At 57.2% G+C, this 13,552-nt stretch carries 9 protein-coding genes and 2 pseudogenes; 10 read left to right on the plus strand and 1 reads right to left on the minus strand.

What is annotated here, in order from left to right; all coding sequences use genetic code 11:
* The 6 genes and pseudogenes from KDK82_RS32335 to clpK form a co-directional block, all read left to right on the plus strand.
* Positions 1-489: hypothetical protein (locus tag KDK82_RS32335; protein ID WP_218827100.1), on the plus strand; the 489-nt coding region annotated here is incomplete at its 5' end.
* 150 nt (positions 490-639) lie between these two features.
* The gene (locus tag KDK82_RS29100; RefSeq protein ID WP_179217993.1) at positions 640-1,923 is read left to right on the plus strand and encodes a phage/plasmid replication protein, II/X family; all 1,284 of its coding nucleotides are present in this window, start codon (positions 640-642) and stop codon (positions 1,921-1,923) included.
* Positions 1,924-1,995: 72 nt separating this feature from the next.
* Complete coding sequence (locus tag KDK82_RS29105) at positions 1,996-3,387, plus strand: Fic family protein (RefSeq protein WP_088166927.1); 1,392 nt, start codon at positions 1,996-1,998, stop codon at positions 3,385-3,387.
* Between the two features lie 205 nt (positions 3,388-3,592).
* Positions 3,593-3,823 (plus strand): annotated as a pseudogene (locus KDK82_RS33500) (helix-turn-helix domain-containing protein).
* A gap of 28 nt (positions 3,824-3,851) precedes the next feature.
* A complete protein-coding gene (locus KDK82_RS29115; protein WP_003052321.1) occupies positions 3,852-4,424 on the plus strand; it encodes an Hsp20/alpha crystallin family protein in 573 nt (190 codons plus the stop codon).
* 100 nt (positions 4,425-4,524) lie between these two features.
* A complete protein-coding gene (gene clpK / locus KDK82_RS29120) occupies positions 4,525-7,380 on the plus strand; it encodes a heat shock survival AAA family ATPase ClpK (protein WP_003052325.1) in 2,856 nt (951 codons plus the stop codon).
* Positions 7,381-7,434: 54 nt separating this feature from the next.
* Here the strand turns inward: clpK and KDK82_RS29125 are convergent.
* Positions 7,435-7,767, minus strand: a pseudogene (locus KDK82_RS29125) (integrase core domain-containing protein); the annotation flags it as partial.
* Between the two features lie 22 nt (positions 7,768-7,789).
* Between KDK82_RS29125 and KDK82_RS29130 the strand changes: the two are divergent.
* The 4 genes from KDK82_RS29130 to KDK82_RS29145 all read left to right on the plus strand — a co-directional run bounded on the left by KDK82_RS29130 (position 7,790) and on the right by KDK82_RS29145 (position 13,029).
* Positions 7,790-10,597, plus strand: coding sequence for an EAL domain-containing protein (locus tag KDK82_RS29130; protein WP_088166928.1), 2,808 nt, complete (start codon positions 7,790-7,792; stop codon positions 10,595-10,597).
* Positions 10,598-10,780: 183 nt separating this feature from the next.
* The gene (psiE-GI, locus tag KDK82_RS29135) at positions 10,781-11,281 is read left to right on the plus strand and encodes a heat resistance protein PsiE-GI (RefSeq protein WP_088166929.1); all 501 of its coding nucleotides are present in this window, start codon (positions 10,781-10,783) and stop codon (positions 11,279-11,281) included.
* Positions 11,259-11,852, plus strand: coding sequence for a hypothetical protein (locus tag KDK82_RS29140; RefSeq protein WP_088166930.1), 594 nt, complete (start codon positions 11,259-11,261; stop codon positions 11,850-11,852). Before psiE-GI ends, KDK82_RS29140 begins: the two co-directional genes overlap by 23 nt.
* A gap of 22 nt (positions 11,853-11,874) precedes the next feature.
* Positions 11,875-13,029: a S1C family serine protease gene (locus KDK82_RS29145; protein WP_088166931.1), complete on the plus strand. Its 1,155-nt coding sequence runs from the start codon at positions 11,875-11,877 to the stop codon at positions 13,027-13,029.
* Positions 13,030-13,552 lie beyond the last annotated feature (523 nt).

A 13,552-nucleotide genomic window follows, 5' to 3' on the forward strand; every position in this document is an offset into this window, starting at 1 on the left:
CGTGGAAACGAGGCAGGGTCATGGTGTTGTGCAGGGATGCTGGCTAAAAAGTTCAATCTGCTGGACATTGATCGCAAAACCCTCGTTGCTTCCGTTCGCCTGGTGCTGGAGGAGCATTTGAAGCGCAACGTTCATGGCAGCCACAGCGTTGCCGAGCAAGTCGTGGCAACTGTACGTGCCTGTATTGACCAGAACGCGAGCAAGTTTCCTCCTCTCGCACAGTTCCATTCACCTGATCATTCACGCATCTATGGGTATCGCGTCGGTCACGGTGAGGATGCGGAGTATCTGTTCCTTCCTTCAGTTTTTGAACAGCTTGTTGGCCAGAAATTTGGCACAGAAGCCGCTGCACGCGCCCTTTTGGCTGCGGGGTTTCTGAAATGCACCAAGGTTGCTGGCTATCAGCATCAGAAGCGCGTTCCAAGCATGAACGGCGAATCAGAGCGCAAGCGTTTTTATGCAGTGCTCGGTCGAATTCGTTTCACCTGATCGCGCTGGATAGCTAGTTCCTGCTGTCACGTTGTCACAACGTCACAACGTCACAAGCACTAAGCATGACAGTGTGGCAGCAAGCATCACTCAATTCATGACGGGCTGTAATACATGACATCAGCCTGCTCAAGCCCCTGGATATTCCCAATGAATTTCAATAACTTAGCACGCAGCACAACAAAGTTGACTTTGCGTGAACGTTTGCTGGCAAATATTTGTAGTGCTTCACTTCCCGAGTTCAAGCGTGTTCCAAGCCTGGTGGGAGTAGATTTCAATTTGAATTCAAGCTCCCACGTAGGTTTGGCCTTTGACTTGGACTTGTCCTTGGACTCCAAAGCCAAAGCCAAAGCCAAAGCTGAAAGCAAAGCCAAGGCTAAAACCAAGGCATGGAAGCCGTTTTACTCATTGTTGATTGATACGGTCAAAGTCAAGGTGCGGGTGAAGCACCCACCCTTGCAAGAACTTGCGCTGAACAATGCCAACGTCAAGCAGGATGGCTACAAGTTCCTTATCAAATGCCCACTTACTGGTGCGTGCGTTCAAATGTTCAGCCAAGAAAACTGCCAGGCGTTGTTGCTGGAGTTCAGCGTACCCAAATTTCTAACAGGGCAAAACATCGTAGGTCACTTGGACCTGCACGCTGGAGCTCTTGCTGCTATCAAGAAGGCATTCAAGCTTTTGGGCTTTCTTCCATCACCGGAGGAGCGTGCAGCTATTGGTCGCGGTGACTACGCCCTCACGCGTGTTGATGTGGCGGTACATGTTGATTGCGGATCATCGGAGCATGCCCAAGCCTTGATGATTGCCCTGCGTGAATACATCGTCAGCAACGCTGGTGATGTGAGCTTGTATGGCTTAGAAACGGGCTACATTGGGCAGGGCTCGAAACGCCGAACCTTCAAGTGGTACCGCAAGGGTATCGAGTTGAAGAAGAAGGGGCGTGCAATTCCTGCTCATGTGCATGGGTGCGAATACTTGACGGAAGTTGCTGATCGTTTGGTGCGCTTTGAACTGACGCTGCGTGGCAAAGAATTGGCACGCCTCGGTTTGACTTCACCAATGGCGTGGGATGAAGGCGTAGCCAAAAAGCAGCTGTTGCCTTGGCTGCTCAAGTTGAAGCAAGCTGAGGGTGTGCTGCCTGACGTCAACGGCATCAATCGGCTCTCCCCAGTCATGCAAAACAAGCTTCGGCTTTGGCTTTTGGGTGATGTTCTAGCCTTTAGCCGTGGTGTTTCCAAGGATGCCTATCGTGATGCCCGCAAGAAGGTCAAAACGGCAACAGGCTTGGACATCGAGCTGACTCGGAGCCCAGTGCAGCAAGCGGCTGCATTCACAACTATTCGCCAGCTGTTTGAGCGTGGCCTAGGCTTTAAAACCTACGGGGAAAAGTGGGGTCTGTTGGTTCAGAGTGCCCACCAGGGCAGCGCCTAGCAGTTGTCACAACGTTCTCTTATTGCGTCAATTGATTGGCGCAATTCATAGTATTGCGTCATAATTCGCGTCATGAATAGCGTCAAACCAAAGCAAGAGCTCGACTTGTTGGCCAGCGTCATTGAGCGTCACCCAGAAGGGGTGAGCGCCGAAGAGGTGCGGCATGAGTCTGGGTTGGCCTTGCAACGCCGTAGCCTTCAGCGCCGATTGGCCTTATTGGTTGAACAAGGGCGCATTAGGGTGCAGGGGCAAGCGCGGGCCGTGCGCTACTTTCCTGTTCTGGAAGATGAAAGCGCAGGTGGCGTAGGTTCTTCAGGCACAGAGGCTGCGATCGAGCCATATGTTCCTGTCAGCGCTGAAGGCGAAGCCATCAAAGCGTATGTGCGTCAGCCCCGGCACCTGCGCAAGCCCGTGGTCTATCGCACAGAATTTTTAGAACAGTATCACCCCAACCACACCGCGTACCTGCCTTTGAAGCTGCGTGAGCAGCTACATGCACTGGGGCGCTCACCTGCCGAGCAAACACCAGCAGGTACATTTGCCAAGGACATTCTTAACCGCTTGCTGATCGACCTTTCTTGGGCTTCGTCACAGCTGGAAGGCAATACCTACAGTCGTTTGGATACAGCACGGCTGATTGAGTTTGGCCAGGTGGCAGAGGGTAAGGATGCGTTTGAGACGCAGATGATCCTGAACCACAAGCAGGCCATCGAATTTCTGGTGCATTCGCCCGAGCAAGCCTTGGTGTCACAAGACACCATCGTGGCCTTGCATGCGTTGCTTTCCGATGGCTTGATGCCTGACCCTGCCATGTGTGGTCGTATTCGCAGCCGTGCAGTTGAAATTGGCGGCAGCGTCTACCTGCCAGTGGCGTTGCCTCAACGCCTGGAAGAGCTGTTCGGCATCGTGGTGGGCATGGCCGCTGAAATCGAAGATCCCTTCGAGCAGGCATTCTTTTTGATGGTGCACTTGCCTTACTTGCAGCCTTTCGAGGATGTGAACAAGCGGGTGTCGCGCCTGGCTGCCAACATTCCGTTCATTCGCCACAACCTGTGCCCGCTGTCATTCATTGATGTGCCGCGGCAAGCCTATGTGGACGCCATGATCGGTGTGTACGAACTCAATCAGGTGGACCTGCTGCGGGATGTCTTTGTGTGGGCCTATGAGCGCTCATGCCAGCAGTACGTGGCTGTGCAGCAAAGCTTGGTGCCACCCGACATCTTGCGACTGCGCTATCGGCAGGTGCTTGGCGAAGTGATTGCAGCTGTTGTTCGCGGCGGCCTGCCCGTGAATGAGGCCAGCGTCCAAGCCATGCTGCCTGGAAGTGTGCAGCCTGAAGACCGCGAGCACTTCACACAACTCGTACTCAAGGAACTAGCTGGCTTGCATGCAGGGAACGCCGTTCGGTTTGGACTACGGCCGCTTGAAATGATCGATTGGAAGCAAGGGCAAACTCGGTCTTAACAAGGTGTTTTTGAAACCGGAGGTAGCCCATCCATAGGCAGCCATGATCGACATGAGGGTGGACACGTCTATGTGTCTAGTGCGCCTTGACAACGTTTCTGTCTAGCACATACTTTGCAAAGATCTGCAAGAACTCCCAATCGTTTGTATAGATGAAGGAGCATGGAGAAGGTGCGATGAAAGCCTGGAGTGCTCCCCGTATTTGATGCTCGCTAATCGAACACTGTATGGACTCGCCGCGAAAGGGTAGATCCGCGCGTTCAAAGTGGGTGGTGTATGGCGATTTCGGAGAGGTGAGATTGATCAGTGGATTGCCGATCAGATGCAAGTCAGCACAAAGAAGAAGGAGGTGATGCGCAAATGTGAAAAGCAGAAATCAGCCGATCAGGTCTTGTCGCAACTGCGCGATGTTCGTCGCAGCAGGCTAACGAAATGACCGAATCTTCTCTATGTGGAGGTGTGATATGGATATTGACTTCAAGAAGTTGGCACCCTGGAACTGGTTCAAAAAGGAGCAGGAGGAGCAGCAAACAGCCTCTTCCGCTCTGCCCGTGCAGCGCAATGATCGGCTGGTGACAGCTGGTGCGGTCAGTCCGATTTTGCAGTTGCATCGCGAAATTGACCGTCTGTTCGACAATGCATTTCGGGGCGGCGGATTTCCTGCACTAGCAGTGCAGCGCTTACCAGCCGACTGGTCGGGCATGCTAATGCCGGCTCTGGACATCCAGGAAGCCGATAAACAGTACAAGATCGCTTTGGAACTTCCCGGTGTTGAGGAGAAGGATATCCAGATTACCCTCGACAACGACGTACTGGTAGTGCGTGGTGAGAAGCGTCAGGAGCAGGAAAAGAAAGAGAGTGGCTTTCACCGCATCGAACGCTCCTATGGCAGTTTCCAGCGCGCCCTGAATCTGCCAGATGATGCCAACCAGGATTCGATCAAAGCCAATTTTAAGAACGGAGTGCTCACGATCACCATGGACAAGCGTGAGGTCAGTGCACCAAAACAGGGGCGTTCAATCCCGGTCAATAACTGACGCCCTCAACCAACTCTTTCACATCGAAACTGATCAAACGACCGGCGCGGCACTGTGCCATACGGTGCCTCGCTGCCTATCTAAGTTAAGGAGTGTCAGCATGGCCAGAAAACAATGCCAAGTCTGCGGTCAGCCCGCCACGGTGCGGGTGGAAGCCAATCTCAATGGTCGCCACAGCACCATGCTGCTCTGTGACGATCATTACCGTCAACTCGTGCGCCAGCAGAAGCGCACCGTTTCTCCGCTGGAAGCCTTGTTTGGCGCGCGCAGCGGTCTGTTTGAGGACTTTCTGGGTAGCGACTTTTTCCGTATTGGTGACGAGTCGGCGACTGTTGCTGCCGATGCCGATGATGTGGTCGATGCCTCCTTTGGCGAACCGGCTTCGGCGGGTTCAGGTGCACCGCGCCGTCGAGGCAGCGGACTCGCTAGCCGCATCAGCGAGCAATCAGAGGAGTTGCTTCAGGAAGCCGCCAAGTATGCGGCCGAGTTCGGTCGTCCGGAAGTGGATACTGAGCACCTGCTTTTGGCACTGAACCACAGCGACGTAATCAAGACCATCCTCGGTCAGTTCAAGATCAAGGTCGATGATCTCACGCGACAGATCGAATCCGAAGCCAAACGCGGTGACAAGCCGTTCGAGGGCGAAATTGGCGTGTCGCCGCGCGTCAAGGATGCACTGAGTCGTGCTTTCGTGGCATCCAACGAACTGGGTCACTCGTATGTCGGCCCGGAACACTTCCTGATCGGCTTGGCAGAGGAAGGCGAAGGTTTGGCCGCCAACCTGCTGCGCCGATATGGCCTCACGCCGCAGGCGCTGCGTCAACAGGTGAGCAAGGTGGTCGGCAAGGGGGCCGAGGACGGTCGCGCTGAGACGCCGACCAACACACCTGAGCTCGACAAGTACTCGCGAGACCTCACCAAAATGGCGCGCGACGGCAAGCTCGATCCGGTCATCGGCCGCGCACAGGAGATTGAGACCACCATCGAGGTGCTGGCCCGGCGCAAGAAGAACAATCCGGTACTGATCGGCGAGCCGGGGGTGGGCAAGACAGCCATCGTCGAGGGACTGGCGCAGCGCATGGTAGCTGGCGAAGTACCCGAGACATTACGCGACAAGCGCTTGGTGGAGCTGAATATTAACGCGATGGTCGCGGGGGCCAAGTACCGGGGTGAGTTCGAGGAGCGTGTACAGAAGGTGCTCAAGGAAGTGACCGAGCACCAGGGCGAGCTCATCTTGTTTATCGACGAGGTGCACACCATCGTTGGTGCTGGCCAGGGTGGTGGCGAAGGCGGGCTCGACGTGGCCAACGTCTTCAAGCCGATGATGGCGCGCGGCGAACTCAACCTGATCGGTGCCACCACGCTCAACGAGTACCAAAAGTACATTGAAAAGGATGCCGCGCTGGAGCGTCGCTTCCAGCCGGTGATGGTGCCCGAGCCGACGGTAGCACAGACCATGATGATCCTTCGTGGTCTGCGCGACACCTTTGAAGCGCACCACAAGGTCAGCATTACGGAGGACGCGATCATTGCTGCGGCTGAGCTCTCTGACCGGTATATCACAGCACGCTTTCTCCCCGACAAAGCCATCGACTTGTTGGATCAGGCCGCCGCGCGCGTGAAGCTGTCGGCCACGGCGCGCCCGGTGGCGGTGCAGGAGCTTGAATCCGAACTGCACCAATTACGCCGCGAGCAAGACTATCTGGCATCGCGCAAGCAGTATGACAAGGCTGCTGAACTTGGCAAGCGCATCGAGGTCAAGGAAGCCGAACTCAAGAAACTCGTCGAAGACTGGGAGCGTGAGCGTGCTTCGGGCAGTGCCGAGGTCAAGGCCCAGCACGTAGCGCAGATCGTGTCGCGTCTAACTGGCATCCCGGTCAACGAACTGACGGTAGAGGAGCGCGAAAAGCTGCTGCACCTGGAGCAACGGCTACACGAGCGTTTGGTGGGGCAAGACGAGGCCGTGCGGGCGGTGGCCGACGCGGTACGACTGTCACGGGCGGGGCTGCGCGAAGGCAGCAAGCCGGTGGCTACGTTCCTGTTCCTCGGCCCGACCGGCGTGGGTAAGACCGAACTCGCCAAGGCTTTGGCTGAAGCCATCTACGGCGATGAGGGGGCGCTCTTGCGCATCGACATGTCTGAGTACGGCGAACGCCATACCGTCGCACGTTTGGTAGGCGCACCTCCGGGCTATGTCGGTTATGACGAAGGCGGACAACTCACGGAAAAAGTACGTCGCAAACCGTACAGTGTGTTGCTGCTTGATGAGATCGAGAAAGCACATCCCGATGTCTACAACATTCTGTTGCAGGTCTTCGACGATGGGCGCCTTACCGATGGCAAGGGACGGGTGGTGGACTTCACCAACACCATCATCATCGCCACGTCCAACCTCGGCTCGGACATCATCCAGCGGCGCTTGAAGGCTCGCGGTGCCGCAGATGAGGAGTACGAAAAGACCAAGGCCGAAGTGATGGACGTGTTGCGCGGGCACTTCCGCCCCGAGTTTCTCAATCGCATCGATGAGATCATCGTATTCCACTCCCTGGGCAAGGAGGAGATTCGCCATATCGTCAGCCTGCAGCTCGAGCGCGTGGCGCGTAACGCGGCCAGCCAAGGGGTCACACTGACTTACGACCAGACGCTCATCGACCACTTTGCCCAAGAAGGTTACAAACCCGAGTTTGGGGCGCGTGAGCTCAAGCGATTGATTCGCAGCGAGTTGGAAACCGCGCTGGCGAGGGAAATGCTCGGTGGCGGCATCGGCAAGGACGATCATGCCAATGCACGCTGGGACGAGAAAGCTGAGCGCCTGAGCTTCGAGCGCAAGGAGCAGCCGGAGGCCGAGGCCGAGGTCGGAACGGAGAAACCTAACGAAGCCAAGACCGCCGAGGAGCCGCAAAGCGATACGGGCAAGACGGGGCGCAAGAAGAAACCGTCGAGCGGGCAAATATGATGTAGAAGTTGCGATCTGATCTGACAGTTGTTCCCGTTTCGATCGGGTCAGTTGTCAGATTAGTTCAGTGCTTGTACCTTCGTCGCACACCTCTTTTGCTTCGATCAGCGTTTGCATAGGCGGCCTGCCGCAGCACATTTTGCCCTGATGTGTGCGCTGGCCGCTGTAGTAGTCGATCCAGTCATCTAGATCCACCTGCAATTTGTCGATGGATCGGTAGATCTTGCGCCGCAATGCCACTTGGTAGAACTCCTGCAAGATGGTCTTGTGGAATCGTTTGCAGATGCTATTGGTCTGGGGGGCTTTGGTCTTGGTGTGTTTAATGTCATTAACGGCCAGGTATAGCTGGTAGTCATGCGTCTCGGCCTTGCCGCAATACTCCGCACCGCACCAATAAGGAGCGTCATCTTTGAATGAGAATCCTCAAATCTCAGCACGATACTGTGGCCAGATTAACCAGAATGCCCATTTGGGCAGTTGGCGTCTCGATCTTGGCTCGCAACTCCTCACTTGCTCCGATGAAGCCTGCCGCGTGCTCGGCCTGGATGTTGGTGCGCCAATAGCCTTCGAGCGATTCCTGCAGTGCATTCACCCTGAAGACCGCCCCCTCTTCGATAGGGCATGGGATGCTGCCATGTGCGGAAAGTCCCTTGATCTGCGGTATCGCATCGTCAGCGGAGGGCAGGTTCGCTGGATACACCTGCGGGCAACATTCAAGGGCGACACCTCTGGTCGGCCCAGAGCGGCAGACGGGACGGTAGAGGACATCACCGATCTCAAGAGGGTCGAGCAGGCGCTGAACTCTATGCGCCGACAGCGAGAAGAGTTGGCCAGCCACGTTCCCGGTATGCTTTACCAATACCGTCTTCGTCCGGACGGCAGCTCGCACTTCCCTTATGCCAGCACGAGAATACAGGAAATATACGGGGTTGCACCGGAGGATGTTGTTGAAGATGCCACTCCTGCGTTCGCTGCGCTACATCCTGAAGACCGCGACCGTGTGCATGAAACCATACAGGCGTCGGGGCAGTCACTCGCGCTTTGGCATGACGAGTACCGAGTGCAGTTTCCAGACGGTCGGGTGATCTGGGTCGAAGGCGAGGCATCGCCTGAAGCCATGCCTGATGGGAGCATCCTCTGGCACGGCTATATCCATGATGTCACCTCACGCAGAAGATCCGCGGAAGAGCTTCGCCTTGCGGCTAAAGTTTTTGAGCACGCAGGAGAGGGCATCCTCGTTACGGACGCTCAAGGCCACATTGTCAACGTCAATCTGGCGTTTTCCGTGATCACTGGTTATGCGCGGGAGGAAGTAATGGGGCAGACACCTCGTCTGCTCGAGTCCGATCGCTATGACGATGAGTTCTATCAGACCGTTTGGCAGGCTCTGCGTGAGCACGACTATTGGCACGGAGAGCTCTGGTGCCGACGCAAGAACGGCAGTCAGTTTGCCGCGCTGCTGACGATCAGTGCAGTCCCGGATATGCGGGGCAATATCGAGCATTACGCAGCCATGTTTTCCGACATCACAGCGCTGAAGGAGAACCAGCAACAGCTTGAACGCGTTGCTCATTACGACCTGCTCACCGGCTTGCCCAATCGACTATTGCTTGGAGACCGCCTTAAGCAGGCCATTCGTCAGACACGTCGGCGTGGCATGCACCTGGCGGTTGTCTTCATCGATCTGGATGGATTCAAGAAGGTCAACGACCAGCACGGCCACGGAGTCGGCGACAAATTGCTTTCCGTCCTGTCCAGGCGTATGACGCAGGTGTTGCGCGAAGACGATACCTTGGCCCGTCTTGGTGGCGATGAGTTTGTCGCTATTCTGGTCGACCTGCCGGATATTTCCATCAGCGTACCGATTCTCGATCGCTTGATCCAGGTGGCTGCACAGCCCGTACCGATTGGTGACGCACTGTGCGAGGTGAGCGCGAGTATCGGTGTGAGCTACTACCCGCAAGGCGAAGATATCGACGCCGACCAACTGCTGCGGCAGGCAGATCAGGCTATGTATCGTGCCAAGCAAGCCGGCAAGAATCGATATCACGTTTTCGATACGGAGAAGGATCGTACGCTGCGCACCCGTCACGAAGGATTTGACAGCATAGAGAATGCACTTGTCAATGGGCAGTTTCTGCTTTATTTCCAACCTAAGGTCAACATGCGCACCGGTGAGGTGCTGGGCGCCGAAGCCTTGATCCGCTGGCAACATCCGACGCGTGGCTTGTTATCTCCTGCCTCCTTCATACCCATCATTGAGAACCATCCGCTCGGGATTGACGTGGGGAAATGGACCATCGAGGCTGCGCTGACCCAGATCGAAGTTTGGCGCAAGGCCGGCCTTCATGTCCCGATCAGCGTGAATATCGGTGCGCGGCACTTGCTGCAACCGGACTTCATCATGCATCTACGGGGTATGCTGTCACGACATCCCGGCGCCCAGCCGCAAGACCTTGAACTGGAAATCCTCGAAACCAGCGCCGTGGAGGACTTCGTTCAAGTGTCTCAGTTGATGACGCTGTGCGAGCGGATGGGATTGCGTTTTGCCCTCGACGATTTCGGCAGCGGCTATTCATCGCTGACCTATCTGAAGCGCCTGCCCGCGCACCTGCTCAAGATCGACCAAGGTTTTATACGCGACATGCTCGAGGATCCGGACGATATCGCCATCCTGGATGCGCTACTGGCACTGGCAAGGTCGTTTGGCAGGAACTGCATAGCGGAGGGAGTCGAATCCATTCAGCATGGTGAAATGCTGCTGCGTATGGGATGCGAGTGGGGCCAGGGTTATGCCATCGGGCATCCGATGCCGGCGCATGAATTCGAGCAATGGCTACACACCTGGCAGGTACCCTTATCCTGGAAGGGATTCAAACCTGACAGTCGCTCCGCGCTGCCCGTGCCGTTCACATACGTCGACCACCGGGTCTGGATTTCCCAGATGATCGACTATCTGTCAGGTAAGACCCAAGTGCCGCCTCAACCCGAAGCACTCCAATACTGGCGGGATCAAAGTGGCCGCCCTACGTTCTTCGGCAAGGATCCTGATGATCAGGTCGATGTCCTGCATCAGAGCATCCAGCAGTTAGCGCACACCCTGAGTGAAATGAAAAATGCCGGCCGTGTCGAGGCATTGAGGGCTGGCATCGACAAGTTGCAACATTTGCAGGCGGATCTGCTGGGATTGCTGCCGCCAGACCAGAAGCCGGATTGATGCCATGCATGGGACAAAGGGTTGACGTGCAAGAGGCTGATCCACCCATCGGCGGCGCCACGGGCGCGCAGGACACTATGCGCTGGGTGGCTTCGCAATTGCCTCGGCAATCCAGGTGTAATCGAGTCGTCTTCTCGGACTCCCCGTTCCATTAACGTTTCATTGAAAGAGAGAGCAACGCTTATGCATAAGGAATCTGACCACACGGCCCTTGACGAGATGCGCTCCCAGTGGCGGTTGATGACGGTTTACGAGCGCTTCGAGCAGGTCGTCGCCCTCGTTCTGTCGGCGGTAATTGCCGTCATCATCGTGGTGTCGCTGTTCCAGCTCATCGCCATCGTCTTCACGCTGCTGGTCCTCGATGCCTTCAATCCCCTGGATCACAAGGTATTCCAAAGTGTGTTCGGCATGATCATGACGCTCTTGATCGCGATGGAGTTCAAGCATTCCATCGTGCGCGTGGCGCTGCGTCGGGACAGCATCATCCAGGTCAAGACCGTGATCCTCATCGGTCTGATCGCGCTGGCGCGCAAGTTCGTGATCCTTGACCCCGAGGCGAGCCCCGCAAAGATAGCCGCGCTGGCAGGCGCCACGCTGGCTCTGGGTGCGACCTACTGGCTGCTGCGCAAGCGCGGCGACCGCGCCGCCGAGACCTCTGAGCATGACCCGTCATCATCCCAGTGATCCGCGCACGGCGCTGTTGCAACACCGCTGGCTCAACCGCCTGCAGACCGGGCTGTTGGTCCTGACCCTGGTCGGGATCGCAGCCGCAGCAGGGAGACTGTCGTTTGGGGAAGGCGGCCTGTGGCTCGCGCTGTTTGCCGTTGCAGGTGCGTTGCTGCTGGAACCGGTAGCCGTGTCAGCGCTGAGCTTGCGCCTGTACCGCGTACGGGCCTTGCACCCGCAAGAAGCGCCCGAGATTTGGGCCATGTTGCGCGAACTGTCCGCCCGTGCCGGTTTGTCCGCCACGCCGGTGCCGCACTACGTGCCCAGCGGCATCGTCAATGTCAATGCCTTTGCCACCGGCTCCAGGCGCCTTGCCTCCATTGCCCTCACGGATGGTCTGCCCGGCTGGGGAAATCCCGAGCCGTCTTGGCTGCGCACGCATACGGCGGCAGAGGCTCGTATCGCGCGCCTGATGGAGCTGGCGCCTCAGCCATCGCAGACCCTGCCGTTCCAAACGGATTATCTCGTGCCAAGGTCGTTCGCCCCGATGTGCCCACCATGCCGGGGCCTGAGCGGCCTTTGGCGCTAAATCACTCGAAGGAGCCTCCGTCATGTCTTCCCCCGGTCCTTACCCACAACGCCCAGCTCCGGATCATTTCGTCCGGCGGTGGCTCGTCATCACTGCGTGCGTTGCAGCACTCATGCTGTTCTGGCAGTTCCTGCCCGCCATCGAAGCCTGGTTCAGCCCGCGCCAAGCCGCTGAGCGCACCGTCACGCCGCGTGGCGATCTGGCCGCTGACGAACAGGCCACCATCGAGCTGTTCGAGAAATCCCGGACGTCGGTGGTCTACATCACGACGTCCCAACTGGTACGAGATGTCTGGACGCGCAACGTCTTTTCTGTGCCGCGCGGCACGGGTTCGGGTTTTATCTGGGATGACGCCGGTCATGTTGTTACCAACTTTCATGTGATTCAGGGGGCGTCGGATGCCACGGTCAAACTGGCCGACGGCCGCGATTACCAAGCCGCGCTGGTCGGCGTGAGTCCGGCCCACGATATCGCGGTGCTCAAAATCGGCGTCGGCTTCCAGCGCCCGCCCGCCGTTCCGGTCGGCACCAGCGCAGACCTCAAGGTGGGACAAAAGGTGTTCGCCATCGGCAACCCCTTCGGCCTGGATTGGACACTCACCAACGGCATCGTGTCCGCGCTAGATCGATCGCTGCCCGGAGAATCCGGCGGAGTGACCATCGAACACCTGATTCAAACCGATGCCGCTATCAACCCCGGCAACTCGGGTGGGCCGTTGCTCGATTCCGCCGGCCGCCTGATTGGCATCAACACAGCGATCTACAGCCCTTCCGGTGCATCGGCTGGGATTGGCTTCGCCGTACCGGTGGACACGGTCATGCGTGTGGTGCCACAACTCATCAAGACAGGAAAATACATCCGCCCGGCGCTTGGGATCGAGGTAGACGAGCAGCTCAACCGCCGATTGCAGGCACTGACCAGTACCCAAGGCGTGTTCGTGCTCCGTGTCGCCCCTGGCTCAGCGGCGCAAAAGGCGGGCCTGAGCGGTATCACCGTTGGCCCCGAAGGCATCGTGCCGGGAGACCGTATCACAGGCATAGGTGGCGCTCCCGTCGACGATGTCGCCAAGCTGCTCGCACGGCTTGACGACCAAAAGGTGGGGGATGTGGTTGTCTTGTCAGTTGAGCGGGCCGGTAAGCCAAGGGAGGTGCGCGTGGAGTTGCAACCTGGCGCCTGATCTGAAGTTGAGAACTTCTGGGGATCGGTAAAAAATAACGATGGATGCATCAAGTATTCGAGCCGCAGAAACTTGATGCCCTACACTTTGGTTGCCAAGGCTTTTTGCTTTTGGGCTCGGACCTCTTCTTGCGCTAGTCCTTATATCGGCAGCAGCTAGCACCTCAGTTCTCGACGCACAGCAGAAGATCACGCTTGCATCTTGAGCCGCCGGTAAGTAGCGGCGGGCTGCCGTTCGCGGCCTAACCGTCACCTCAGGGCGTCTTACAGATAACCGTTATCCGATTGCCCGCAGTTTTACCAAGCCAAGGGCAGCTGACACTGGCGGTGCGCAGAATTACAGCGGTGTCTCGAGCGGCTGCTGCCGTAGATTGCGACCAGGAATTTACGAACCTGACTGAACTCGATATGGGAGGATAGCGCGGCCTCGGCGCTACCTGAGCCGGAGACGATGTACGAGTTCGGCGGGCGGCGAAGCAAACCGAGGCAACTTATCAATTAAAGATCGTGATGGCGCACAACAC

The sequence above is a fragment of the Delftia sp. K82 genome (assembly GCF_002193035.1).
In the GTDB taxonomy this organism is placed as follows: Bacteria; Pseudomonadota; Gammaproteobacteria; order Burkholderiales; family Burkholderiaceae_C; genus Comamonas; species Comamonas acidovorans.